Genomic DNA, 21,925 nt, shown 5'->3' on the forward strand with positions numbered 1-21,925 from the left:
TGACGCAGCGCCGCCCCGCCGCCGAAGGCCGATGCGACGTCTCCCGCATTCAATGCGGCGGATCGCAAGCCTCCGTTAAGGCTTCCGTGGCGATCTCGTCGCAGGGAACCGGGAAAGCGCTTCCGAGCGGCTTCCCTCTTGGGCGGCTCGGACCCGCGATCGGCCGACGCGGCCCGCGTGCCGATTTTTCGGCCGATTCTGGGACTAGCCCGGTTTGTGCTTCGCCCCTGGCGGATCTCATCACTCTGCGACGGACCATGACCCCGACCTTGAGTTTCACGCTGCGCACGACCCTCGTCTCCCTCCTGCTCTCCGGCGCCTCTCTCTCCCCGGCCCTCGCGGCCGAGGCCGGGGGCGGCTCCACGATCAGCGGTCCCGCGACCGTCATCGACGGGGACACGATCGAACTGCGCGGGATTCGCATCCGCCTCTACGGGATCGACGCTCCCGAGGCCGCGCAGACCTGCGAGGACAGCGCGGGCCGGAGCTATCGGTGCGGGCGGGCCGCCGCGCACGCGCTGGCCGGGCGGATCGGCTCGGGCACCGTGACCTGCGAGCCGCACAAGGATGCGAGCGGGCGCAGGGCGGCCGTCTGCCGGATCGGACACGAGGATCTCGGCGCCTGGATGGCCTCGCACGGCCATGCGGTCGCCGACCGCCGGCAGTCGACGCACTACGCGGGCGCCGAGAGCAAGGCCTGGGCGACGCGGCGCGGCATCTGGGCCGGCACTTTCGAGGAACCCGCCGAGTGGCGCCGGGCGAGCCGCTCGGCCGAGGCCGCGGCGGGCGCGCCGCGGGAGGAGTAGAGCCTCTCGACGGGGCGGGGGCGCCCCCGAAGGCTTCTCGCCGCCGGGCTCCCGTGCGAACAGCGCGACATGCCCTCGCTCCTCGCCTACGCCGCAGCCGCCCTTGCCGAGATCGCCGGCTGCTTCGCCTTCTGGGCCTGGCTCCGGCTCGGACACTCGGCCGCGTGGCTCGCGCCGGGGCTGCTGGCCCTGGCGCTGTTCGCCTATCTGCTGACCCGCGTCGAGGCGGAAGCCGCGGGCCGGACCTTCGCGGCCTACGGCGGCGTCTACGTCGCCGCCTCGATCCTGTGGCTCTGGCTCGCGGAGGGGCAGCGCCCCGACCGCTGGGATCTCACCGGCGGCGCGGTCTGCCTCGCCGGAACGGCCATCATCCTGCTCGGACCCCGGGCCTGAGCGTCGGCAGGCGCGATTCCCTCACGCGACAGCCTCGAGCCGCTGCGCCCGTCCGCTGTCCGCGGGCGGTCCGGCCTGGGGCTGGGGCTGGGCGTGTACGAGGCGCAGCGGGGCGGCCCTCGGCTCGGTGCGGGCGGTCATCAGGGCCATGCCCGCGTCGGCGAGGCGTCCCCTCTCGCCGGGCCCGAGTTCGCCGAACAGGTCGTCGATCGCGCTGAGCCAATCCTCGCGCGACGGCTCACCTGTCTGACCGAGGAGGAACAGCATCACGTCGACGAGGCGCTCGCGCATCGATCGCGGCTCGCGATCTGGAACCTCGGAGGTTCGGTGGACGCCGGGTAGGGAGCCTGGCGGCCGCAACTCCGCCTCGCGCGGTAAATCACCTTGGGGAGCCGGCGGGGCGGAGGCTGTCCCGCCATCCTGACGCACAAGCGCGAGACAAGCGGTGCCGACGGCGCGCAAAGTCGCAAACATGCCCCCACCCTGCCCGTTGGCCCCCGATTCGGAGGCGTCGAAGGCCGCATTTCAATCAAAGGCTACGTATTTTTCCGGCAGTCGTCTGTCCGCGCTCGTACCCTCGACCCCACCCGCGAACGCAGTTTGAAGACTCAGTGCGGTTTCGGGCGAAGGGCCGCACGCCGAAGGTTCGTCGCGGACCCACGGCGATCTCGCACGGTCTCCCGAGAGATGGGCGCGACTGAAATCCATGCAGGATCTGCACGATATTTGCACCGATTGGCGACGCATTGCCCAGACGCGCCCCGAAGGACGCTTCTATATTGATCACGACTCGCGATCGGAGGTGCAGGATGCGCACGCTTCAATGGCTCATCCTGGGCTTCGGGCTCGCGGCTGGCGCGGTCTGGGTGACGATGCCGCCGCGGCCGTCTCACTCGCAGGTCCGCATGCAGGCGCGGGGGACCGTGCCGGCGATGCCGGCAACCCTGCCTCCGTCCGCTGCGGCTCCGGACGATCGGGACCGCTACGACGCCGACGATTTCGACGCCTTCTAGGGTCGGGCGGACGCTTCGCGCCGCAAAAAGAAACCCCGCGCGCCGTGCGGCCGCGGGGCCAAGTCGGTCGGACAGTCGGCCGGCGTGAGGGGTTGCAGGCGCTCCTGACCTATTGGCGTGAGAGCCAATAGGCAGAGAGGTGGGTCAGTGCGGGCGTTTCCGAAACCGGCCGGCCTGGAAAGGTGAATTGCACCTCTGAGATCGCTGCCGCTCGGCCCATCCGCCGATGCAGGAACCGGTCGTTGCCCGCGGAGCACACCCCGTCGGCATTCGGTTGCGCGCACCTTGTCAGTGCACAATCCGGGGATTAGGCGTGGGGGCAGCAAAACGCTGCAAAATCAGTAGTTTAGCATCATTCAAAAGTACGGCGCCGCGGGCTCGGTACGCGCGGCGAACGCGGTCGCTTGCGCGTCCCCGAAGGTCGGCGCTTGTCTCGAGGCAGGGTCATGAAGTCGTTCCGGCACCCACATCCGACAAATCGCATCCGGCGTCTCGCCCTGTCGGGCGCGTCGCTCGCGGTCCTGGCCGCCGGCCTCCTCGCGCAGGCGGCGCTCGCCCAGGAGGCGACGTCGCCGCGCCGGGGATCGGCGAACCCCTCGGCCGCGGGCGCCAGCGCGCAGCTCGGGGAGCTGAGCGTCGAGGGCGTGGGCAACGGCCGGGGTATCGGCGTCCCCGAGGATCCGCGAGGGCCCATCAACGGCTACGTCGCCAACCGCTCGACCGCCGGCACCAAGACGAACACTCCGCTCCTCGAGACGCCGCAGGCGATCACGGTGATCGGCCGCCAGCAGCTCGACGACCAGAAGCCGGTGAGCCTGCAGGAGGCCCTGCAGTACTCCCCGGTGCTCGGCGCGACCTTCGGCTCGGACACCCGCAACGACTGGTTCCTGATCCGCGGCTTCCCGGCCCAGGAGGTCGGCCTGTTCCTCGACGGGCTGCAGCTCTTCGAGACCGCCTACGCCACCTGGAAGCTCGAGCCGTTCGGGCTGGAGCGGATCGAGGTGCTGCGCGGGCCCTCCTCGGTGCTCTACGGCGGCACCGGCCCGAGCGGCATCGTCAACGCGGTGAGCAAGCGCCCGCCGCTGGTGCCGCTGCGCTACGTCGAGGCGGGCGTCGACGAGTACGGCAACGCCTACGGCGCCTTCGATATCGGCGGTCCGGTCGCGACGACGGAGGGGCAGGGCCAGTTCTTCTACCGGCTGGTCGGTCGCGCCCGCGGAGGCGGCACGCAGGTCGACTACATCAACGACGACAGCTTCTACATCGCGCCCTCGTTCACGTGGCGGCCGGACGCGTCGACCTCGTTCACGGTGCTCTCCTCGTTCAGGCACGACGACACGAAGGGCCAGAACTTCCTGCCCTACGTGGGGACCGTGCGGCCGGCGCCCTTCGGCTTCATCTCGACGAGCCTGTTCACGGGCGATCCCGGCATCGACAAGTTCACCCGCGACCAGGCCCTGATCGGCTACGAGTTCGAGCACCGCTTCGACAACGACATCGTGGTCCGCCAGAACGCCCGATACGGGCAGCTCGACGTCAACTACCGAACCCGCTTCGGCGGCGGCTACGCGACCACGCCCGCGGCCGCCGACCTCAGCCGCTTCAACTTCCTGGCGCAGAACTCGGCCACCCAGGCCGACATCGACACGCAGGTCATCGCGCCCTTCCGCACCGGCTTCCTCGACCACACGCTGCTCGGCGGCGTCGAGTACCGGCGCTACGACATCAACAACGTCCAGGATTTCGGCTTCGGGCCCTCGCTCAACCTGATCAACCCGGTCTACACGCCGAACGCGCCGTTCACTGTCGCGCCCTTCCAGAACAACTTCCTCACCCAGAACCAGGTCGGCCTCTACCTGCAGGATCAGATCAAGTTCGACCGCTGGACGCTGGTGCTGAGTGGGCGCAACGATTGGGTCAACACCGACAACGACAACCGCCTCGGTCCGAGCGGGAACCGCGACGTCAGCGCCTTCAGCGGCCGGGTCGGGCTGATCTACACGAGCGACCTCGGCGTCGCGCCCTACATCTCCTATGCCCGCAGCTTCAACCCAATCGTTGGCGTCAATGGCGTTGGCCAGATCCTGCGGCCCGAGACCGGCGAGCAGGTCGAGGTCGGCCTCAAGTACCAGCCGCTCGGCTTCGACGGCTACATCGGCGCGTCCGTGTTCGACCTCTACCGGCAGAACGTGCTCGCGACGAACCAGGCCAACGTCCTGCAGACCATTCAGAATGGTGAAGTCCGCTCGCGCGGCGTCGAGCTCGAGGCGGTGGCCAACCTCATGCCGGGCCTGCGCCTCGTCGGCACCTACACCGCCTACCAGCTCCAGGTCACCCGGGACACGGACCCGACGATCATCGGCAAGACGCCGACGAACACGCCCCAGCAATTCGGCTCGATCTTCCTCGACTACACGATCCCGACTGGACCCTGGAGCGGCTTCGGCTTCGGCGGCGGCGTGCGCGGGGTCGGCGCCTCCTATGCCGATCCGCAGAACCTGTTCAAGGTCTCGCCCTACATCGTCGGCGACGCGGTGGTCCACTACGACTGGGAGGGCTGGCGCTTCGCGCTCAACGTCCGGAACATCTCGGACGAGCGCTACGTCGGCAGTTGCTCCACGGTCTCGGCCTGCTTCTACGGCGACCGCCGCCGCATCCTGGCGAGCGTCGGCTACAAGTGGTGAGGCGGGGTAGCCCCGTCCTCTCGGTGCGCGGGCAATCGATTCCCTTCCGCATCCGGACGTTGTAGCGTCGCGAAGGATTCGGGAGGGAAGCCCCGATGAGGCCCGATCGCCGCCGCTTCGTCGCCTGCGCCTGCTGCGCCGTCCTCGGAGGCCTTGCCCCCGCCGCGACCGCGATCCCTCCGGCACGTGCTGCCGGAGCCAAGCGCACGGATCTCAGCCCGGACCAGGCCCTCGCGCTCCTGAAGCAGGGCAACCAGTCCTTCACGACGGACGCGCCCTTCCGGCGCGAGGCGTCCGACCGCGACCGGCGCATCGAGATCGCGCGGGGCCAGACGCCCTTCGTCGTCCTGGTCGGCTGCTCGGACAGCCGGGTGCCGCCCGAGCTCCTGTTCGGGCGCGGCCTGGGCGAGCTGTTCATCGTGCGCAACGCCGGCAACACCGTCGACACCACGGCGATGGGCTCCATCGAGTACGGGGTGGTCGAACTCGGCGTCCCGCTCGTCGTGGTGCTCGGACACGAGAAGTGCGGCGCGGTGCAGGCGGCCGTCAGCGTCGTGACGGACAACGCCGTGTTCCCGGGCAGCATCGGGAAGATGATCGAGCCGATCGTGCCGGCCGTCCTGAGGGCGCGGGGGCAGCCTGGGGACTTCATCGACAACGCGGTGCGCGAGAACGTGCGGCGCACGGTGCAGCGTCTGCGCACGGCCGAGGCGCTCTTGGTGGATCCCATCCGGGCCGGCAAGCTCAAGATCGTCGGGGCGCGCTACGACCTCGACGACGGCAGCGTCGACTTCTTCGAGGAGGGCTGAGCCTCGCGAGGCCGCCCGTACCCTTCCGGACTCAGCACTTCTCTGGCGCGGCGCACCGCGAACCGCCGAAGCTTGAGCATACTTGTCGGAGCGGGGGTCCCGAGACGGCTCCCGTGAGGGAGTCGTTGATGTCCTGCGGTAACATACCGACGGTTGTGGTCGCCTCGAACGCCCTGGCCCGGGAGGGGCTGAGGTCGCATCTGCACGGGTCGCGGTTCGCGGTGATGCCGGGCGATGGGGCGGCGGGCGGCCCGGCGCCGCTCCTCATCGTGGCGATGCTCGACGAGCCCCGCAGCGCCGAGACCGTTCGCACCCTCCGCGCGGCCTGGCCCGAGGCGCGGCTCGTCCTGTTCACCGGCGCCGCCGGCCTGCCGCCGGAGGACCTCTGCGCCGCGGCCAACGGCATCCTCGACGGCGCGGCCGGACCGGCGAGCCTGATCGGAGCGCTCGAACTCGTGATGGAGGACGTGGCCGTGCTGTCGCCGGGCCTCCTCGGCCGCCTCATCGAGCATGCCCGCCCGGCCCTGGCGAGGCCGGCCGCATCCTCCGCCCAGGCGGCCGCCCCCGGCCTCGCCGCGCCCCTCTCGACCAGCGAGGTGAAGGTGCTGCGCTGCCTCGCGGGGGGCGCCTCGAACAAGATGATCGCCCTGCGCTACGCACTCGCGGAGCCGACCGTGAAGATCCACGTCAAGAACATCCTGCGCAAGCTGAAGGCGCAGAACCGGACGCAGGCCGCCATCTGGGCCCGCGAGAACGGGCTCCACCCGCTCTGAGGCGTATGGCTTCGCCGCATCGTCTCACGCCGAGCCGGGACGCCGTCCGGCGGAAGAGGCTCCGGCGCCCCGATCCGAACCTGTCCAGCGCGCGCTCAGGCCTCGCGCTCGCCCCGCCCCTCGGCCTTCACGGCGGTGAGCCTGCGCAGCACCGTGCGGACATGGGCGCGCACCTGCTCGCGGCGGGCCACCGTCTCGTCTCTTCCCTCGTTGCGTGATCCGCCGGCCGTGCTCATGGAGTGCCACCCGTGTCGATGCGCGGCCCGCGCTCGCGCGCCGGCAGCAGGTGTACGGCTGAAGAGTTCGCCTCTTAATCCGTCTGCGCCAGACACTGGACTGAAATCATAAAACACGGGCTCAATAAAGGTATATAATCCGAATCGTTCTGTTAGGACGTCATTAATCTAAACGACTGATGAATTGCTGATGGCCTACCTCAAGCTGACAACAGCATCGCGTGCGAGATCCTGCCGCGACGTCTCCGCAGAGCGGACGGAGGCGGTAAACCGGACGACCCGGCGGGCGGACACCGCGCACAGCGCCGCGGCCCGCGGCCGTCAGGGAGGAGCGAACCCGTGCTGAAGCGCTTCTACTTCGACCTCGTATCCCGGGAGCGTGTCATCCCGGACAGGACGGGCATCGAGGCGGCGGACCTGGAGGAGGCGCTGGAGGAAGCGGAGGCGGCCCTGCAGGAGATGCGCGAGAGCGGCGAGGCGGCCGAGTTCGACGAGGGCTGGAGCCTGCTGATTCGCGACGAGGCCGGCGCCTCCCTCCGGAAGCTGCCGATCCTGGTCTATCTCGCCTTCACGCAACTGATGATGGATGCGGGCGAGCTGCTGATGTTCGTCACCGAGACTTGAGGGCCCGAGCCCCATCCGAAAGAATTCCTCGCTCTCGTGCGAAGACGGTCGACAATTTTCACATCTCGTCAACCAGTACGCGCCTTCGCAGGCGCGAATTTCGCGCGACATCGAAAAAGCATCGTTTCGAGTGCCCGCCCCATTTAGGACGCCTTTAGTATCTCAATGGCCAAGCTAGAACTCTAACCGAGGGGGAGCGCATGGCCGACTACGTGCTGGAGGGTCCGCGGTGGGGCGCGGGGGCGCGGGGAACGAGCGGCGGCACCGTGACCTGGGCGATCGACGCCGCCCTGCCGGCCGCCTTCGCGAGCGTCATCCAGTCCGCCTTCGCCACCTGGGCGAGCGTGGCCAACATCAGCTTCCAGCAGGTCGCCTCCACCGCCACAGCGAACATCGACCTGACGCAGGGCGCCATCGACGGGCTCGGCAACACGCTGGGCTACGCGAGCTACAACTTCTCCGGTCAGCGCATGAGCGCGGCCACCGTCACCTTCGACTCGGCTGAGGGCTGGCGCGCCTCGGGCAGCAAGGTCGTCAGCAACCAGGGCACCGACTTCTACCTCGTGGCCCTGCACGAGATCGGCCACGCGCTCGGGCTCGACCATTACAACGGCAAGCCGGAGGTGATGAATTCGATCATCAGCCCCGCCATCACCGGCCTGATGGCGGGCGACATCGCGGGCATCCAGGCCCTCTACGGGGCGGCCCCAGCCGCCCCGCCCGTCTCGACCGTCACGCCCCCGGCGCCCGTGAGCCCCGCGCAGCCGACCGCCTCGGCCTCGGGCGTCACCGCCGTCTACCGCTTCTACGACGCGAGCACGGGCGACCACTTCTACACGACGAGCACGGCCGAGAAGGCGCAGATCCTCAAGACGCTGCCGAGCTACCAGTACGAGGGCGTCGGCTGGGCAACGCCCCAGGACGGCCCGAACACCATCGACGTGTTCCGCTTCTACGACACCAAGACCGGCCAGCACTTCTTCACCACCGACGCGGCCGAGCGCGACACCATCCTGAAGACGCTGCCGAGCTACCACTACGAGGGCGTGGCCTTCGAGGCCTATGCCAGCGCGGCCGCGGCAGGGGCGGGCGGCGTGACGCTCGAGCGCTTCTACAACACGCAGACGGGCCTGCATCACTACGCGGCCAACGCCGCCGAGGCGGCGGCCATCAACCAGGGCTCGGCCGGGCCGGGCTGGGTCGACGAGGGCCGCGCCTTCACCGTCCACATCCCCACCGACGGCATGCTCTTCGCCTGAGCCGGACGCGCGCCGAACCGGTGCTCGCCCCGCGGAGCGATCCGCGGGGCCTCCCGTTCGCGGCGGCCGCCGTCAGATGTCCTCGCCGGGCCGCGTCAGAGGTGCGCCGGCGGTCGCGGTCGCCGGCTGCAGCGGCCGCTCGTTGCGCACGGCCATGATGTTCCACACGGCCAGGGCGAGGTAGGGACCGACGAAGACCAGGAAAAAGACCAAGCTCATGCTCGCCTCCCGTCAGGTGAGGAGACCAGGCCCCGAAAGCGGGCATGCGACCCTGCACCCTTGACGCTTAAGTCTCGAGCGGTGGGTTCCGTTTCAAGCGAAGGTTGCATCACCGCGGCGGGACCGCGAGCGTTCGCGGCACATCGCCCGCTGACGTGGCGGCGGACGGCGTATTCGCCAGACGACCGGGCGTATCGCTGCCTTGCCCGCGGGTCACGGATGGTTCCCGCCATCGAACGCGTTGGTCCAGTGGCAGTGTCGCCGTCGCGCTCGCAAGCACCGGCGAGCTGAAGCGGGAAGAGGCACTTGCGGGCGCGCCGGCTCATCGATGGGAGCGGCGCCGAATCCGAAGGCGGCAGGCAGAGGCTCGGTCGCCCGCCGCGCCGTCCGCGCCCTATCGTACGCAATCTCCCGACGCGGCGTAGGGCTTCAGCGCGTGGCGTGAGAGGCCGCGTCGGCCCGGCCGGGCACCGACCCGCGCATTCCAGCAGACGGTCCGCATCGGGAGCGGATTGGCTGACACCCTGGTGCGCTGTAGGATGGCTCCCTGTGGCCTCCTTCGAGGGTGTTGCCATGACCATGAACCTCCTGGTCTTCGCCGCCGCGCCGCTGCTGATCGGACTGACGGCAGCCATCGTCGTCCTCATCGCCGAGCGTCGGAACGAGCGCACGCCCTGAGCCGGCCCGAGGCGTGCTCGCGATCGGGCGGCAGCCGTTCCGGCGACCGCCTACACCCTGCGCGGTCGAGCCAGGAGGATGGCCGTGCCGACCGTCGATCGCTTCACGCGGGACGACACCAATGAGCTGGCCAGGACGGCTCCTGCCAGGGGGTAGGCCTGAAGGGCCGCGGCGACATCGAGCACGAGCCCCAGGACGAGCGTATGCGTGCGAAGTTCCGGAGCAGCGATGTAGTTGTCGACGAGGCGAGCCACGGCCTCGGGCCGGAGAAGCCCTCGATCCAGCAGCTCGAGCACGGTCGGGTCGGAAGCAGGAGCTGTGGCCATGGCGCTGTCTGGCAGGTGTCTGAGGCTGGGCTAGACGATCGGCCGAGCACATCCAACCTCGAAGCGTAGCGCCGGACGACCCACCGGGAACTTGTGCTCCGAGCACAACAGAGCGACGACGATGACGGGATCCGGAGACCGGATTCGGATTGATGTCTTTGCCAAGCAGACGAAGCCGCAGTCGAATTCCAAGCGTTCCGTCAAGTTTCAGACAGTGACTGAAGCGCAACACCGCTGCCATCCCACTCCAGCGCAGGCGGAAAATTGCAACTTCTAGTTTGACGCGCTCCGAGCGGTGTTTCAGATCTGGTTAACGGCGGTGAAACTGCGTGGAAGCCTCGCATCCATCAGGGCCGTGAGGGAATTTGCGCTCGTGGATCAACTCAAGGCGTTCTCCTGGGACAGCATCGTCGATCGAAAAGCTGAGCCAAAGCCGCCTGAGAAGCATGCGCCCGCCGAGGAGCGCATCACGACCGTCCTGCGACTGATGAATTCTTCCGACGATGCGGCAAGCTCCGGACCGCCCACGCGCAGATCGTCGCCCGAGGACTGGGTCAGCCTGATCGAGCGGGTTCGCTCCGCAGCCTCGCGCGTCAGGGAGGTGGAGAACCACGCCCACGAGCAGGAACTGCGGGTGCAGGATCTGCTGGAGCGGGTGCGCGAGGACATCGCGAGCGCGAACGAGCGCGTGAAGATCGCGGAAGCGCACGCGCGAGACATCCAAGCGCGGGCGGATGCCCTGCTCAAGGCGGCTGACGAGCGGGTCAAGGCAGCCGAGGACCGCGCCCGCCTCGCCGAGGAGTGGCTGGCACGCGTCTACGACACCATCGCCAGCGAGTTCGCGTTCGCCCAGCCCGAGAAGCGCTCCGCATGATCGCGCAGGCCGCTCCGGCGCGGACCGGCGTTGTCCGACAGGACGCGCAGCAGAACGTCGTGCCCCTGTTCGCGGAGCACGACGCTTCCGGAAGCCCGAAGGCCCAGGATCCGGCGGAGGAGGCCGACTGGCCCGGAGCCATCCAGCTCGTCCGCGATGTCGGCGCACGGGTGCGGCGTGCGCGTGAGCTGGCGCACGATCTCACCAGGCAGTCGCAGGTTCTCGTTCAGCGCAGCATCACGGATGCCGAGGCGGCGGAAGAGCGCGCTCGGGTCGCGGAGGCCGCCGCACAGAGCGCCATGCGGCGCGCGGCCAAGTCGGAGAAGGCCGCGCGACTGGCTGAGGAGCGTGCTCGCCTCGCCGAGGAGCAGATGCAGGCCGCCAAGGCGAGCGAGGCCGAGGCGCGGCTGTGGCTGGGCCGGCTGTACAGCTGCCTCAGAAGCGAGTTCGACAGCCTCACGCTCGAATGACGTGGCCGATCCGGGGGCGATGGTCCCGCCGGCAGCCAACGGATGGCGGGCACCTGTGAGAGGATCGAGAGGCCCGCCCCGCGTCTCGTCGTCCCGGCGCCGCGCTTCAGACCTGTGCCAGGCCACCGTCCACGCACAGGTCCGCGCCCGTCACGAAGCTGCTCTCGGCGCTGGCGAGGAAGAGGGCCGCAGCCGCCACCTCCTCCGGTCGCCCCAGCCGTCCGATCGGGATCCGGTTCGTGAGCGCCTCGCGAACCTCGTCGGTGACGGCCTGGAACAACGCCGTGTCGATGGGGCCGGGGCTGACGACGTTGACGCGTATCCCGCGCGGCGCCAGTTCACCGGCCCAGGTCCGCGCGAACGAGCGGATGGCGGCCTTGCTGGCGGCGTAGACGCCGTAGCCCGGCGTGCCGATCAGGGCCGCGATGGAGCCGATCAGCACGACAGCGCTGCCCGCCCCCATATGTTCCGCCGCCGCCTGCGTGGCGAAGGCGAGCGCGCGCGCGTTCAGGCCGAAGGTGCGGTCGAAGTGCTCCTCGGTGAGATCGGCGAGCGGCCGCTGCTCCGACGATCCCGCACTGACCACCAGGATGTCGATCCTTCCCCGCTCGGCCGCGATCGCCTCGATCGCGCGTCGGAGGGCGTGCGGATCGCTGGCGTCAGCCTGGATCGGGCGGACGCCGGCGCTCCGGTCGACCGCCGCTCGCAGCGCCGCCTCGTGCCGGCTCGTCGCGAAGACCTCCGCGCCCTCCGAGGCGAAGCGCTCGCTGATGGCGAGGCCGATGCCGCTGCCGCCTCCGATAACGACCGCCACCTTGTTCCCGAGCAGGCCCATGGCGAAGATCCCCTGATCCGCCGCGCAGGCCGACCCTATCAGCAGCGGAAGATCGGAAGAAGCGCGGGGACGGCGGGCATCTGTACAAGCCAAGCCGTTACAGCAGAGAAGGCCCCTCTCGCGCCGCATCTAATACTTTGTATCGTATGCGGCCATACCATTGTGAAGTGAAATAAGCCGAAATATGTCAATTTATCTGCTGCCCGAAGCATAGAATAGGGCACTCAATCTCTGTTTGTTTTGATTGAGGCAGCCAATGTCTAAGCACGCCTCCGGCTCGAAGCATCATTATCATCGGGATAAGCCTGGATCGCTGTCGCTTGACGGCTTGACCGACGGTCGCGCGGTCGAGGGACAGGCCATCACAGCCCACGTCGCCGATCCGAATGGCGACCCGGATTGGGCGATCTACACCTTCTGGGCCGATGGGCAGATCGTGCAGAAGGGCCGGTCGGCCACCTACACGCCGGGATACGAGGCGGCGGGGCAGGTCGTGACCGTCAGAGCCTGGTACGAGGATGGGGACGGGCACACCGGGACCGTCCGGGCCTCGGCCGGGGCCGTCTCGGACTCGGATCGGCCGGGCACGATCACACTCGCGGGGCTGAGCGGCGGCAACGCGGTGGAGGGCCAGGCGATCACCGCCAGCATCGCCGATCCCGACGGGCTTCCGGCGAGCGGCATCATCTACACCTTCAAGAGCGGGAGCACGGTCCTGCAGACCGGCAACGCGAGCACCTACACGCCGGCCTTCAACCTGGGCGGCAGGGCTCTCACGGTCGAGGTGAGCTACACCGACGGCCAGGACCACGCGACGACGCTCGTGCAAGCCGCCGGCAACGTCGTGGATGTCGACCGCGCCGGTGCCATCACGCTGGCCGGTCTGACGAGCGGCAACACGGTGGAGGGCCAGGCGCTCACTGCCAGCGTCACCGATCCCGACGGCGTGCTGGCGACCGGCATCACCTACACGTTCCGCGCGGGCACGACCGTCCTGCAATCCGGCACGTCGAGCACCTACACGCCCGGATACGATCTCGGCGGTCAGGCCATCACGGTCGAGGCGGCCTACGCGGACAGCCAGGGCCACAGCGCGGTTCTGACCGCGTCGGGCGGGATTGCGCAGGATGTCGACCGGCCCGGCAGCTTGACCCTCGCCGGCCTGTCGAGCGGCAACGCCGTCGAAGGGCAGGCGATCACCGCGTCCCTGGCGGATGCGGACGGCGTGCCGGCCGGCGCCATCTTCACGTTCCGGGCCGGCACGAGCGTTCTGCAGACGGGCACGGCCAGCAGCTTCACACCGGGCTTCGATCTCGCGGGCCAGATCATCACCGTCGAGGCGGCCTACACGGACGGCCAGGGCCACAGCGAGGCTCTCAGCCAGACCGGCGGCGTGGTTCAGGACGTGAACCGCCCCGCCACCCTGACCCTGTCCGGCCTGAGCGGCGGCGCCGCGCTCGAAGAGCAGACGATCACCGCGACCGTGGCCGATGCCGACGGCCTGCCCGGCGGCGCCGGCGCGATCACCTACACGTTCAGGGCTGACGGCGCCGTCCTGCAGAGCGGCGCGTCCAACGCGTTCACGCCGGGCTTCAACGCGGTCGGGCGCCTCGTCACCGTCGAGGCGTCCTTCGTCGACGGCCAGGGCCACAGCGAGGGGCCGACCGCAGCCGCCGGGGTCGTGCAGGATGCGCCCCCGCCGCTTTCCATGATCTTCAACTACGCGTTCGCCGAGGCGAACCTGAGCTTCGTCGACCAGCGCAACATCATCACCGGCCCGGACGGCGTCCCGCACGACGTCACCGGCGTGAACACGCTGAGCTTCTCGGACGGCAGCATCCAGGTCCGGGACGGCCAGCCCTTGGTGGACGATCTCTACTACTACGCGAAGAACCTCGACGTCTGGCAGGCGAGAATCGACCCGGATCTGCACTACGCGGCCTTCGGCTGGAGGGAAGGCCGCGACCCGAGCGCGCTCTTCTCGACGAACGGGTACCTGGCCGCCAACCCGGACGTGAAGGCGGCCGGGATCAACCCGCTGCAGCACTACGATCAGTTCGGATGGCGCGAGGGGCGCGACCCGTCGGCCCTCTTCGACAACGAGCAGTACCTGACGGGCAATCCGGACGTGAGGGCGGCCGGGCTGGACCCGCTCGCGCACTACCTGGAGTTCGGACAGGCGGAACGGCGGTCGATCGACGCCGCTGTCGGACGGGCCGGGGACATCGGCGCGGATCGTGGCTTCGACGCCGAGTACTACCTGCTTGCCAATGCGGACGTGGCCCGCGCCGCAACCGCGGCAGGAGGCAGCAGCTACGCCTTCGCGCGCGCTCATTTCGACGCCTTCGGCTGGAAGGAGGGGCGCGATCCGAGCGCCGTGTTCGACACGAAGGGCTATCTCTCCGCCTACGCCGACGTGAAGGCGGCCGGGATCAATCCGCTGGCGCATTACGATGCGTTCGGCTGGAAGGAGGGGCGCGATCCGTCGACGGGCTACGACACCTCGTCCTACCTGGCAGCCTACGCCGACGTGCGGGCAGCCGGCGTCGATCCCATGCTGCACTACCTGCAATTCGGGATCCTGGAGGGCCGCCTCAGCTTCGCCGACGGCAGCTTCAGCGCGGGAAGCGTCGGCTGAGACCCGGGTCGAGCGCCTCTGCCGGTCGTCTCGGTCCGTCTCCCGTCCAGACACGAGCTCCGCCTGCCGGGGCGGGATGCCGGCGCAGGGCATTTGGCGCGGCGGAGCGCCCCGGGAGAAGGCGGATGAGAAATGTCGTGCGCCGGTCCTGATCGACCGGCGCCTTCGCTGCGGCAGGCGAGGACGTCGAGGGCTCGCATCATGCGGGTCTCGTTTGCCGAACGAGTCTGCCAGATGCTGACCCAGTCAATTTCGCGACCGTCAAATGCCTCTATCGGAAGCGTGCGTTTCTGAACGGAATGACGCGCTACGCTCGACAGATATCGAAGTCGTATCTAACCATCTCGATCATATTCCGGCGACCGGAGCGGCGTCATGACTTTCTGCGACGCAAAAAACGCTCAGGTTGTCAATGAGATCAGCGTCGCTGTCCTGTCGAAGGCCCTCGGATCGCTGATCATAGCTTGCGAGCAGCTGAACCCGCGCGTCAGCGTGCATCTCCGCCCGGCTTTGCTGGCGGGAATCCGGCGCGACCTGCAGCTCATCCGCGACGCGTACCCGGTCGCCGAGGTGCCCGATCAGAGTCTGAGCGCGCTCGACGGATATCTGCGCTTCGTCGTCGAGACCGCGCTGGCGGACGAGGATTTGCCCTCCGTCCATACGCACTGAGCGACCGTCGGCGAGGCAGGCCCGCGCGCTCGCAGCCGTCCCGCGCCGTGCCGGTCGCGCGGCTGCGCCCGAGCGCCGGTTCCTTCCGCAGGCGGGAAATTGCTTCCCGGTCGACGCGTAAAATCCGACCGACCGCGGACATATCTCGCCTACCCCTCGCTCGGCAGAAACGAGGACATAAACGCCAGAACGTGGAAGCCAATGCAGCTTTCTTCCGATGAACTCGTGCAGATGCCGCCCGTAGCCGCGAAGATCGGACTCAAGTTCTGGCCGCGACCATTGACATGCAGGGCTGTGCTCACGGGCCAAGATCGCGCCTTCGTCTCGATCAGCCTCGCAGGTAGCCTTCCGGATCGCTTCTCTCTTGCCGTGGAGCCGGACTTCGCGCCGCGCCCCTGCATCGTGACCTGGAGGGGCGAAGGGGCGATCGAGGTGGCGCTGTACGATTGAGCGTCGATCTCCGGCGCCATGCTGCGGGTCCGGCGCCTCGGGGCCGTCGCGGCCCCGCACCTCGCAGCTTCACTCCGCTCGGAGCCCCATCCGCAGGACTACGACGGACCTTCGCACCGCGACCGGCATCATGAAGACCGTGTTAACCTGCCGTTCGCCACGCGAACTCAGCCGGAAACAGTTTCAAGGCGCCCCGATTCGCTCTACGATGGCCTCACTGCTTGCGGGGACACATCATGGCCATCGGACAATCCTTCGGCATGGGGGAGGCACGGAAGTCGCCCGGCTCGGCACAGGGCTCGATCCGCAAGCATCTCATGATCGGGCTGGGTGCCTGCGCCCTGCTGGTCGCGAGCGCGAGCTTCGCCGCAGTATCGACCCTCTCCGGTGCCGTGATCGCGTCGGGCCGGATCGTCGTCGAGACGGACGTGAAGAAGGTTCAGCACCCGACAGGCGGCGTCGTCGGGCAGCTTCTCGTTCGTGAAGGCGCCCGCGTCTCGGCGGGGCAGGTGCTGATCCGGCTCGACGAGACCCAGACGCGCGCCGAACTCGACATGGTCCGCAAGGCCCTGGACGAGCTCTCGGCACGCCAGGCGCGCGAGGAGGCGGAGCGGGACGGTGCGGCCAGCATCACCTTCCCGGACGACCTCCTGGCGCGCGCCACGAGCGATCCCACCGTCCGGCACCTGGTCGAGGGCGAGACGCGGCTCTTCAAGGCGCGGGTCGCCGCGCGCGAGGGCCAGAAGGCCCAGCTGCGCGAGCGCGTGGCGCAGTTGCACGAGGAGATCGGCGGGCTCGAGAAGCAGGTCGCAGCCAAGACCCGCGAGATCGCGCTGATCAACGACGAGCTGAAAGGGGTCCGCGACCTCTATTCCCAGAATCTCGTGCAATTCGCGAAGCTGAACGCCCTGGAGCGCACCTCTGCAGGATTGTTGGGGGAGCGGGGCAGGCTTGTGGCGGTGATCGCGCAGACGAAGGGCAAGGTGACCGAGACGGAGCTGCAGATCCTGCAGGTGGACGGCGACATGCGCACGGAGGTGGGCAAGGATCTGGCGGAGATCCGGAGCCGCTGGTCGGAACTCGTCGAGAAGCGGGTGGCGGCCGAGGATCGGCTGAAGCGCGTCGAGCTGCGCGCGCCGCAGGACGGCTTCGTGCAGGAACTCAAGGTGCACACGATCGGCGGGCTCGTGACACCGAACGAGCCGGCGATGCTGATCGTGCCGTCGGCCGATCAGAGGGTTGTGGAGGTCCAGGTTCAACCGCAGGACATCGCCTACGTGAAAGCCGGGCAGCTCGTCTCGCTGCGCTTTCCGAGCCTGAACCAGTCGCGGACGCCTGAGATCAGCGGCAGCGTGATGCGGATCGCCGCGGACGTCAGCCAGGATCAGAAGACCGGCGCGCCCTACTACACGGTGCGCATCCGGCCCACCGAGGGCCAGGAAGCGCTCCTCGGCAAGTCGGTCCTCCTGCCGGGGCTGCCGGTCGAGGCGCACATGAACATCGGTGATCGGACCGTCATCAGCTACCTGGTGAAGCCGCTCGCCGAGCAGATCGAGCGGCGGATGGGCTTGATCACGGATAATCCGGTGGATCACATCCCGACATTGGACCGGCAAGCGACCAACTGACCGCAGCGCCACCGAGATCGGTGCCGAAGCCGCCTCGCCTCACGATTGTCGGGCCTGGTCCCGCGCGTGTGCAATCCTTGCGAGCCTATCGCCGGCTTGCGCGCGGCCCGGATGCCGGGACGGCGCCACGACCCGGCTCGACGCATTTGGAAATGCCCTTTCCAATTTCGGGGCTTTGCGCCGCGAGGCGACAGGCTAGCTTCCCTCCCGATGGTGTGCTGCCGATCCTATGCCCGCTGCCCGGCGGCTCGGAGGGCAGGGGTATTCGGATCATCGACACACGAAGTCCCGGTTAGGTGTCGCCCGCGCGAGCGGTCCGAAGGGGCACACACCATCGGAAGCGGCCTGTGCCAAGGCGCAGCCCCTCGTATCACCTCCTCGGCCCGCGGGCCGAGGAGGATGAAGCTGCACGCGTGCCGGAGCAACGATGGTCACCCGGCGCCGTTGGTTCGGCATGGCCACCATCGCCATCATGATCGCCACGCCGCGTGGGCGACGCCTTCTGGCCGCGTCCTCGGAGCGGGAGGCCGCGCTCACCGCCGAACTGGTGCTGCGGACGCTCGACCGTCTCACCCTGCCGACGGCGATCTGGGTCCAGTGCGCGGATCTCGACGTGACCTTCAGGCTCATGGGCTATCTGACCGGCGTGCAGGACGAGATGATCGGGGCTTGAGCGGTCGGACGCGCTCAGCATCGTCCCGGTTCATCACGGCAAGCCCGCATTTTGTATTTTGAGTTTGATGCGGAGCACCGACGAAATCCTGTGGTCGCCCGGATTGCTGGCGCTCTATGCTCGGCGCCTCGACCGCAGGAGGTGCGTATGCGTGCACTCGCTTTGCTGGCCATCGCTTTCGTGCTCGCCACAGGTGCATTCTGGGCGACCATGCTCACGGCACCGCCCAAGTCGGTGGCGAAGGGCCAGATCATACCGGCCGTTCACATCCCCCTCGTGGCCGGGAGCAAGGACCCTGACCGCTACGACGCGGATGAGGGCGACGTATTCTGAGGGCTCAAGCCGGCGCGAGCGAATTTCCCAAGTCCGCCATCTCCTGCAACGGTCGCTGCGCTGGACCGTTGATCGTCACAGCCACTGTGGAGATCGAGCCATGAAGCTGACCAAAGAAGCCGCCAAAGCGATGGCCAAGGCGTGGGCGATGCCGAAGGTGAACGAGTCTTCGAAGGACCAGCCTGCGAAGAAGCAGGGCTGACATCGTCAGGAGGGACGCGGCGTCATCGCATCCGGCGCCTGCCTGAGCGCCGCCGCCCTGCCGGCGGCGCCGGATACGGATTCGCGGCGCCGCCGGGCGGCATCGCCGGATCGGCGCTCGATCCGCGCTGATCCGGACGGAGAAGGCGCATTGCTGATCGGCTCCGTGGCCTTCGACGCTGTCTCACCACGCGCCGACGCGGCCGGATGGGGTACCACCTTCATCGCAACCTGGTTCGCCGCGAAACGTTCGAACGTCATGCGAACCGCTTACCTCGCACAGGATCATCGCCACCGCGCCGAACACTGGCGCCGCCTGGCTCAGAGCTGGGCCATTGCCGGCAATGAGGAGGCATCGGCGCAGTGCCGACGGAAAGCCGAGATGTGGCGGCGGGCAGCGATGCGCGCGGATGCCGCCGACACGTCAGCAAGCCAGGAGGCGGGCTTCAGCTGAGGTGAAGAAGGACCGGCATGACCGGTCCTCACATCCACGCCCGACTCGGACGCCGGCGCTTACCGCGCGCCGGTCGATGTGCCGCCGGTTGCGCCGCCCGTGCTCTTGGCCGTGCCGCCGCTCTGAGGATTTCCGGCGCCCGCGGTGCTGCCGGTCGTGGCACCGGTGGCCCCGGCCGCGCCGCCGGTCGCCGAGCCGGTGGAGCGCTCCATCGCCTTCTCGCTGTTGCTCTTCACGCTGCCGGGGCTGTTCATGTTGCCCTCGGCGCTGCCGCCGCCGGCGGGGGTCTGAGCCCAAGCGGCGCCGGTCAGCGGCAGAGCCAACGCGGCAGCGATCACGATCGTCTTCATGGTCATGGCATTTCGTCCCTAGGTTGTACCGAGGATCAAACCGCCGGACGCGGCGAGATGTTCATCTCGCCCGCCGCCCCTTCTGCCGCACCGAGGTTCCGCCCCTCGCCGCCATCCCGCCGCCCGAGCGTCCAGCAAATCCGCTGGGCCCCAGAGGCGCGCCGCAAGACCAATCTGGCGGGGCATTCCGGCCCGGATCACGGGCGAGGCCGCCGTCCCGGGTGTGCCGGTCAGGATCCGGTCCTGGCCCACACGGTCTCGAACCGGCAGCGCCGCCTTAGGCGGTGTCTATCGGCGGCCGCTGCGTCCATCGCTTTCCACATCTCTGCACAGCCTTGTCGGTCGGTCGCCGATGCGCGCTTGAACGAATCGCAGGGCGCGCGTTTGTTCCGCATCCGTTCCATCTTCGCGAGGGCGCAGGGATGCATGATCGACCCGCCGAGATCCGGCCGTCCGAGGCCGAGCGGATCGCGTTCGCCTACCGGATGGCGGCCCGCGGCGATGCCTGGCTCGCCCTCGTGCGCGCGATCGAGGACGCGCTCGTCGACCTCGATCGCGCCGACCGGCATGTCGAGCGGCAGGCCGCGCTGACCTCGCGCGGCTATGTCCGCGGCGGGTCCGATCGCGCCCACCGGTAGATGGATCGGCTCCGCGACATCCGGGCCGAGCGCCTGCTGGTCGCGTGCACGTCCTGCCGCAGAACCGGCTCCTACCGCATCGCCGGCCTTGTGGAGCGCTTCGGCGGCGACATCCCGCAACGCGACCTGCTCGCCGCGCTGACCGCCTCCTGCCGCTACCAGCGCGGGCCAGAGGCGGCCGCGCCGCGCAAGTACGAGGTGCAGTGCCAAGCCCGGCTGATTCTGCCCGAGGCGGCCCTGGCGGAGGCGGCGGCGCCGGCGGGCCGGCCCTTCACGATCGAGGTCTGGAAGCCGGGCGCGTCCGGCATCCAGTGCCACATCGCCACGATCTGGAGCCTGGATCTCGCGCGCGCCGCGTTCGCCACCGCGACGGAGATCTGGCCGGAGGAGCCGCTGACGCTGCGCCAGGGCATCCGGATCATCCGGAAGCACCGGATGCCGGATTAGAAGGATAGCCTCCGTGAGACCACCCTGGGGACAGGCTCAGCTGTCGGCCTTGGAGCCGCCGAGCGTCAGGTCGAGGTAGGTCTTGGTCACCGGCTCGATCAAAGCCGCGATCTCGTCGGCCGCCTTCGTCTCCTCCTCGACCGCTGCCCGGAAGAACGACACTTGGTCGGACTTGCCGGCCCGCTCCGCGATGACGGTCAGCGAGCGATAGGCCGCGACCTGATCGTACTGGTAGGCGTAGCCCGCGTAGAGATTCTTCAGGGTCTCGTCCTGGGCCGCAGCGTGAACGGCCGCGCCGATGGAGCCCGCCACGCTTGTGACGGTCTCCTTCAGCGTCGAGGGGCTCTCGCCAATGGCGCCCAGCGCCTTGTCGAGACGGTCGATCTGGACCTTCGTCGTCTCGACGTGGCGGCGCAGGACGGCGGCGTATTCGGGATAGCGCTCCAGGCCGGAGAGTTGCCGCTCCATCTGCTCGAGGCCCTGCTTCTCCAGCGCGCGGGTGTTGCGAAGGGCTCCCGCGTAGATCGTGCCGATGTCCGTGCTGGCCATGCCGCTGAAACTCCTGGTTGTGTTGGGATCCGCCCGCCAACGTGAGCGGCTGTGCGGCGTTCCTGGCCCGGCCTGCGGCGGATGCGCCACGTCACGCTTGGGCCGCCTCACGCCCGGACGGCGGCGCGACCGCGTTCAGGTGCCGGGGCGGCCGTCACTCCCGGAGATCGCTGCTAGGGGCCCGGGGGCCGGAGCAGCACCAGAACGAGGACGGCTGCGAGCACCATCAGGATCGCGGCCATCCCGTAGTGATCGACGAGAGACTGCATGGCGTCACCGCTTCTCCGGCGGCGCCGGCAGGCTTGCCGTGCGCGTCGCGGTTCTCTCCAGGTGCCCGCTTGCCATGATGTCGCGCCTGTTCCCAACCCGTTCCGCTGGGCCTTATAGCGTGCCGATGTCCGCTGCCACCTCGATCTTCGCTCCCGACGACGTCGCCCATGTCATCCAGGTCGCCCTGGCTCCGGCCTTCCTGCTGACCGCGCTCGCCACCCTTCTCAACGTCTTCTCGACCCGTCTCGGGCGCGTGGCCGACAAGGTCGATGCCGCGGCGGCGACCGTGCTCGGTGCGGACCCCGCCGAGGCCGAGCGGATCTCGCGTCAGCTCTCCTACCTCCGCCGCAGATCCTTCGTGCTCGACGTGGCCGTCGTGCTCGCCTCCCTCGGAGGGATCATGACGGGCATCGCGGTCCTGACCCTGTTCGTGGGTGCGCTGAGGGACGCAGCCACGGCCTCGGTCCTGTTCGCTTGCTTCGGTGCGGCTCTGGTCTGCACGGTTGCCGCCGTAGCGGCCTTCCTCGTCGAGATCCTGATGGCCGGACGAGGCGTCCGCCACGAAGTCGACCGCCAGAAGGAGCAGGCCGGCGACCTGGGCGCGGCCTGACCCCTGTCGCGGCGGG

At 68.9% G+C, this 21,925-nt stretch carries 27 protein-coding genes; 20 read left to right on the top strand and 7 right to left on the bottom strand.

All coding sequences use genetic code 11. The features are described 5' to 3' along the window. Positions 1 to 257 precede the first annotated feature (257 nt). Both MOX02_RS13875 and MOX02_RS13880 read left to right on the top strand, forming a co-directional pair. On the top strand, positions 258 to 806 hold the full coding sequence (locus MOX02_RS13875) for a thermonuclease family protein (protein WP_147026380.1): 549 nt from the start codon (positions 258 to 260) through the stop codon (positions 804 to 806). A 69-nt stretch (positions 807 to 875) separates the two neighbouring features. Then, positions 876 to 1,199, top strand: a complete 324-nt coding sequence (locus tag MOX02_RS13880; protein ID WP_147026381.1) for a YnfA family protein — start codon at positions 876 to 878, stop codon at positions 1,197 to 1,199. Positions 1,200 to 1,220: 21 nt separating this feature from the next. Here MOX02_RS13880 and MOX02_RS13885 read toward each other — a convergent pair whose 3' ends face one another. Beyond that, the gene (locus MOX02_RS13885; protein WP_147026382.1) at positions 1,221 to 1,490 is read right to left on the bottom strand and encodes a hypothetical protein; all 270 of its coding nucleotides are present in this window, start codon (positions 1,488 to 1,490) and stop codon (positions 1,221 to 1,223) included. 518 nt (positions 1,491 to 2,008) lie between these two features. On the opposite strand from MOX02_RS13885, the gene MOX02_RS13890 reads away from it, so the two are divergent. From MOX02_RS13890 to MOX02_RS13905, 4 genes are all read left to right on the top strand, one after another. Then, entirely contained in the window at positions 2,009 to 2,212 is a 204-nt protein-coding gene (locus tag MOX02_RS13890; RefSeq protein WP_147026383.1) for a hypothetical protein, read from the top strand. A gap of 446 nt (positions 2,213 to 2,658) precedes the next feature. Then, positions 2,659 to 4,896, top strand: a complete 2,238-nt coding sequence (locus MOX02_RS13895) for a TonB-dependent siderophore receptor (protein WP_147026384.1) — start codon at positions 2,659 to 2,661, stop codon at positions 4,894 to 4,896. Between the two features lie 95 nt (positions 4,897 to 4,991). Then, complete coding sequence (locus tag MOX02_RS13900; protein ID WP_147026385.1) at positions 4,992 to 5,705, top strand: carbonic anhydrase; 714 nt, start codon at positions 4,992 to 4,994, stop codon at positions 5,703 to 5,705. Positions 5,706 to 5,833: 128 nt separating this feature from the next. Continuing rightward, positions 5,834 to 6,478 (top strand): response regulator transcription factor, encoded by a 645-nt coding sequence (locus MOX02_RS13905; RefSeq protein WP_210250384.1) that lies wholly within the window; start codon positions 5,834 to 5,836, stop codon positions 6,476 to 6,478. A 95-nt stretch (positions 6,479 to 6,573) separates the two neighbouring features. Here MOX02_RS13905 and MOX02_RS31225 read toward each other — a convergent pair whose 3' ends face one another. Beyond that, positions 6,574 to 6,714, bottom strand: a complete 141-nt coding sequence (locus MOX02_RS31225) for a hypothetical protein (RefSeq protein WP_170267866.1) — start codon at positions 6,712 to 6,714, stop codon at positions 6,574 to 6,576. Between the two features lie 339 nt (positions 6,715 to 7,053). Here MOX02_RS31225 and MOX02_RS32170 point away from each other — a divergent pair, with 339 nt between their 5' ends. After that, positions 7,054 to 7,338, top strand: a complete 285-nt coding sequence (locus tag MOX02_RS32170) for a DUF6894 family protein (protein ID WP_238178826.1) — start codon at positions 7,054 to 7,056, stop codon at positions 7,336 to 7,338. Between the two features lie 200 nt (positions 7,339 to 7,538). Further along, positions 7,539 to 8,597 (top strand): matrixin family metalloprotease, encoded by a 1,059-nt coding sequence (locus MOX02_RS13915; RefSeq protein WP_147026386.1) that lies wholly within the window; start codon positions 7,539 to 7,541, stop codon positions 8,595 to 8,597. 72 nt (positions 8,598 to 8,669) lie between these two features. Here the strand turns inward: MOX02_RS13915 and MOX02_RS31230 are convergent, their stop codons facing one another. Continuing rightward, positions 8,670 to 8,816 carry a hypothetical protein gene (locus tag MOX02_RS31230; protein WP_170267856.1) on the bottom strand — a complete coding sequence of 49 codons (147 nt, stop codon included), beginning with the start codon at positions 8,814 to 8,816 and terminating at the stop codon, positions 8,670 to 8,672. Between the two features lie 728 nt (positions 8,817 to 9,544). After that, positions 9,545 to 9,790 carry a hypothetical protein gene (locus tag MOX02_RS13920; protein WP_147026387.1) on the bottom strand — a complete coding sequence of 82 codons (246 nt, stop codon included), beginning with the start codon at positions 9,788 to 9,790 and terminating at the stop codon, positions 9,545 to 9,547. 403 nt (positions 9,791 to 10,193) lie between these two features. Here MOX02_RS13920 and MOX02_RS13925 point away from each other — a divergent pair, with 403 nt between their 5' ends. Continuing rightward, positions 10,194 to 10,694, top strand: coding sequence for a hypothetical protein (locus MOX02_RS13925; protein WP_238178832.1), 501 nt, complete (start codon positions 10,194 to 10,196; stop codon positions 10,692 to 10,694). Then, positions 10,691 to 11,164, top strand: a complete 474-nt coding sequence (locus tag MOX02_RS13930) for a hypothetical protein (protein WP_147026388.1) — start codon at positions 10,691 to 10,693, stop codon at positions 11,162 to 11,164. Before MOX02_RS13925 ends, MOX02_RS13930 begins: the two co-directional genes overlap by 4 nt. 106 nt (positions 11,165 to 11,270) lie before the next feature. Here the strand turns inward: MOX02_RS13930 and MOX02_RS13935 are convergent, their stop codons facing one another. Beyond that, a complete protein-coding gene (locus MOX02_RS13935; protein ID WP_147026389.1) occupies positions 11,271 to 11,999 on the bottom strand; it encodes an SDR family NAD(P)-dependent oxidoreductase in 729 nt (242 codons plus the stop codon). Positions 12,000 to 12,327: 328 nt separating this feature from the next. Between MOX02_RS13935 and MOX02_RS13940 the strand changes: the two genes are divergently transcribed. The 7 genes from MOX02_RS13940 to MOX02_RS13970 all read left to right on the top strand — a co-directional run bounded on the left by MOX02_RS13940 (position 12,328) and on the right by MOX02_RS13970 (position 19,045). Continuing rightward, the gene (locus MOX02_RS13940; protein ID WP_147026390.1) at positions 12,328 to 14,637 is read left to right on the top strand and encodes a hypothetical protein; all 2,310 of its coding nucleotides are present in this window, start codon (positions 12,328 to 12,330) and stop codon (positions 14,635 to 14,637) included. A gap of 375 nt (positions 14,638 to 15,012) precedes the next feature. Then, on the top strand, positions 15,013 to 15,306 hold the full coding sequence (locus tag MOX02_RS13945; protein ID WP_147026391.1) for a hypothetical protein: 294 nt from the start codon (positions 15,013 to 15,015) through the stop codon (positions 15,304 to 15,306). A 201-nt stretch (positions 15,307 to 15,507) separates the two neighbouring features. Further along, positions 15,508 to 15,756, top strand: a complete 249-nt coding sequence (locus MOX02_RS13950; protein ID WP_147026392.1) for a hypothetical protein — start codon at positions 15,508 to 15,510, stop codon at positions 15,754 to 15,756. A 236-nt stretch (positions 15,757 to 15,992) separates the two neighbouring features. Continuing rightward, positions 15,993 to 17,384 (top strand): HlyD family type I secretion periplasmic adaptor subunit, encoded by a 1,392-nt coding sequence (locus MOX02_RS13955; RefSeq protein ID WP_147026393.1) that lies wholly within the window; start codon positions 15,993 to 15,995, stop codon positions 17,382 to 17,384. A 427-nt stretch (positions 17,385 to 17,811) separates the two neighbouring features. After that, positions 17,812 to 18,057 (top strand): hypothetical protein, encoded by a 246-nt coding sequence (locus MOX02_RS13960; protein WP_238178834.1) that lies wholly within the window; start codon positions 17,812 to 17,814, stop codon positions 18,055 to 18,057. A gap of 147 nt (positions 18,058 to 18,204) precedes the next feature. Then, complete coding sequence (locus MOX02_RS13965) at positions 18,205 to 18,390, top strand: hypothetical protein (RefSeq protein WP_147026394.1); 186 nt, start codon at positions 18,205 to 18,207, stop codon at positions 18,388 to 18,390. Between the two features lie 352 nt (positions 18,391 to 18,742). Further along, positions 18,743 to 19,045, top strand: a complete 303-nt coding sequence (locus tag MOX02_RS13970; protein WP_147026395.1) for a hypothetical protein — start codon at positions 18,743 to 18,745, stop codon at positions 19,043 to 19,045. 59 nt (positions 19,046 to 19,104) lie between these two features. Here MOX02_RS13970 and MOX02_RS13975 read toward each other — a convergent pair whose 3' ends face one another. Further along, positions 19,105 to 19,401: a hypothetical protein gene (locus MOX02_RS13975; RefSeq protein WP_147026396.1), complete on the bottom strand. Its 297-nt coding sequence runs from the start codon at positions 19,399 to 19,401 to the stop codon at positions 19,105 to 19,107. Between the two features lie 416 nt (positions 19,402 to 19,817). Here MOX02_RS13975 and MOX02_RS13980 point away from each other — a divergent pair, with 416 nt between their 5' ends. Together MOX02_RS13980 and MOX02_RS13985 are read left to right on the top strand one after the other, a co-directional pair. After that, the gene (locus MOX02_RS13980) at positions 19,818 to 20,033 is read left to right on the top strand and encodes a hypothetical protein (RefSeq protein ID WP_147026397.1); all 216 of its coding nucleotides are present in this window, start codon (positions 19,818 to 19,820) and stop codon (positions 20,031 to 20,033) included. Beyond that, positions 20,034 to 20,480, top strand: a complete 447-nt coding sequence (locus MOX02_RS13985; RefSeq protein WP_147026398.1) for a hypothetical protein — start codon at positions 20,034 to 20,036, stop codon at positions 20,478 to 20,480. A 36-nt stretch (positions 20,481 to 20,516) separates the two neighbouring features. Here MOX02_RS13985 and MOX02_RS13990 read toward each other — a convergent pair whose 3' ends face one another. Then, positions 20,517 to 21,029 (bottom strand): DUF892 family protein, encoded by a 513-nt coding sequence (locus MOX02_RS13990; RefSeq protein WP_147026399.1) that lies wholly within the window; start codon positions 21,027 to 21,029, stop codon positions 20,517 to 20,519. Positions 21,030 to 21,423: 394 nt separating this feature from the next. On the opposite strand from MOX02_RS13990, the gene MOX02_RS13995 reads away from it, so the two are divergent. After that, positions 21,424 to 21,909: a DUF2721 domain-containing protein gene (locus MOX02_RS13995; RefSeq protein WP_147026400.1), complete on the top strand. Its 486-nt coding sequence runs from the start codon at positions 21,424 to 21,426 to the stop codon at positions 21,907 to 21,909. The last annotated feature ends 16 nt before the right edge of the window (positions 21,910 to 21,925 follow it).

The sequence above is a fragment of the Methylobacterium oxalidis genome, assembly GCF_007992195.1.
In the GTDB taxonomy this organism is placed as follows: domain Bacteria; phylum Pseudomonadota; class Alphaproteobacteria; order Rhizobiales; family Beijerinckiaceae; genus Methylobacterium; species Methylobacterium oxalidis.

What these genes read in the sequence shown, in the direction of transcription:
- MOX02_RS13915 (WP_147026386.1), top strand. Translation starts at nt 7,539, where the DNA reads ATGGCCGACTACGTGCTGGAGGGTCCGCGGTGGGGCGCGGGGGCGCGG.
- MOX02_RS13980 (WP_147026397.1), top strand. Translation starts at nt 19,818, where the DNA reads ATGCATGATCGACCCGCCGAGATCCGGCCGTCCGAGGCCGAGCGGATC.
- MOX02_RS31230 (WP_170267856.1), bottom strand. Translation starts at nt 8,816, where the DNA reads ATGAGCTTGGTCTTTTTCCTGGTCTTCGTCGGTCCCTACCTCGCCCTG.
- MOX02_RS13875 (WP_147026380.1), top strand. Translation starts at nt 258, where the DNA reads ATGACCCCGACCTTGAGTTTCACGCTGCGCACGACCCTCGTCTCCCTC.
- MOX02_RS13975 (WP_147026396.1), bottom strand. Translation starts at nt 19,401, where the DNA reads ATGACCATGAAGACGATCGTGATCGCTGCCGCGTTGGCTCTGCCGCTG.
- MOX02_RS13950 (WP_147026392.1), top strand. Translation starts at nt 15,508, where the DNA reads ATGCAGCTTTCTTCCGATGAACTCGTGCAGATGCCGCCCGTAGCCGCG.
- MOX02_RS13995 (WP_147026400.1), top strand. Translation starts at nt 21,424, where the DNA reads ATGTCCGCTGCCACCTCGATCTTCGCTCCCGACGACGTCGCCCATGTC.
- MOX02_RS13905 (WP_210250384.1), top strand. Translation starts at nt 5,834, where the DNA reads ATGTCCTGCGGTAACATACCGACGGTTGTGGTCGCCTCGAACGCCCTG.
- MOX02_RS13960 (WP_238178834.1), top strand. Translation starts at nt 17,812, where the DNA reads ATGGTCACCCGGCGCCGTTGGTTCGGCATGGCCACCATCGCCATCATG.
- MOX02_RS13885 (WP_147026382.1), bottom strand. Translation starts at nt 1,490, where the DNA reads ATGCGCGAGCGCCTCGTCGACGTGATGCTGTTCCTCCTCGGTCAGACA.
- MOX02_RS13895 (WP_147026384.1), top strand. Translation starts at nt 2,659, where the DNA reads ATGAAGTCGTTCCGGCACCCACATCCGACAAATCGCATCCGGCGTCTC.
- MOX02_RS13965 (WP_147026394.1), top strand. Translation starts at nt 18,205, where the DNA reads ATGCGTGCACTCGCTTTGCTGGCCATCGCTTTCGTGCTCGCCACAGGT.
- MOX02_RS13955 (WP_147026393.1), top strand. Translation starts at nt 15,993, where the DNA reads ATGGCCATCGGACAATCCTTCGGCATGGGGGAGGCACGGAAGTCGCCC.
- MOX02_RS13880 (WP_147026381.1), top strand. Translation starts at nt 876, where the DNA reads ATGCCCTCGCTCCTCGCCTACGCCGCAGCCGCCCTTGCCGAGATCGCC.
- MOX02_RS13900 (WP_147026385.1), top strand. Translation starts at nt 4,992, where the DNA reads ATGAGGCCCGATCGCCGCCGCTTCGTCGCCTGCGCCTGCTGCGCCGTC.
- MOX02_RS13930 (WP_147026388.1), top strand. Translation starts at nt 10,691, where the DNA reads ATGATCGCGCAGGCCGCTCCGGCGCGGACCGGCGTTGTCCGACAGGAC.
- MOX02_RS13990 (WP_147026399.1), bottom strand. Translation starts at nt 21,029, where the DNA reads ATGGCCAGCACGGACATCGGCACGATCTACGCGGGAGCCCTTCGCAAC.
- MOX02_RS13985 (WP_147026398.1), top strand. Translation starts at nt 20,034, where the DNA reads ATGGATCGGCTCCGCGACATCCGGGCCGAGCGCCTGCTGGTCGCGTGC.
- MOX02_RS13935 (WP_147026389.1), bottom strand. Translation starts at nt 11,999, where the DNA reads ATGGGCCTGCTCGGGAACAAGGTGGCGGTCGTTATCGGAGGCGGCAGC.
- MOX02_RS31225 (WP_170267866.1), bottom strand. Translation starts at nt 6,714, where the DNA reads ATGAGCACGGCCGGCGGATCACGCAACGAGGGAAGAGACGAGACGGTG.
- MOX02_RS13890 (WP_147026383.1), top strand. Translation starts at nt 2,009, where the DNA reads ATGCGCACGCTTCAATGGCTCATCCTGGGCTTCGGGCTCGCGGCTGGC.
- MOX02_RS13945 (WP_147026391.1), top strand. Translation starts at nt 15,013, where the DNA reads ATGACTTTCTGCGACGCAAAAAACGCTCAGGTTGTCAATGAGATCAGC.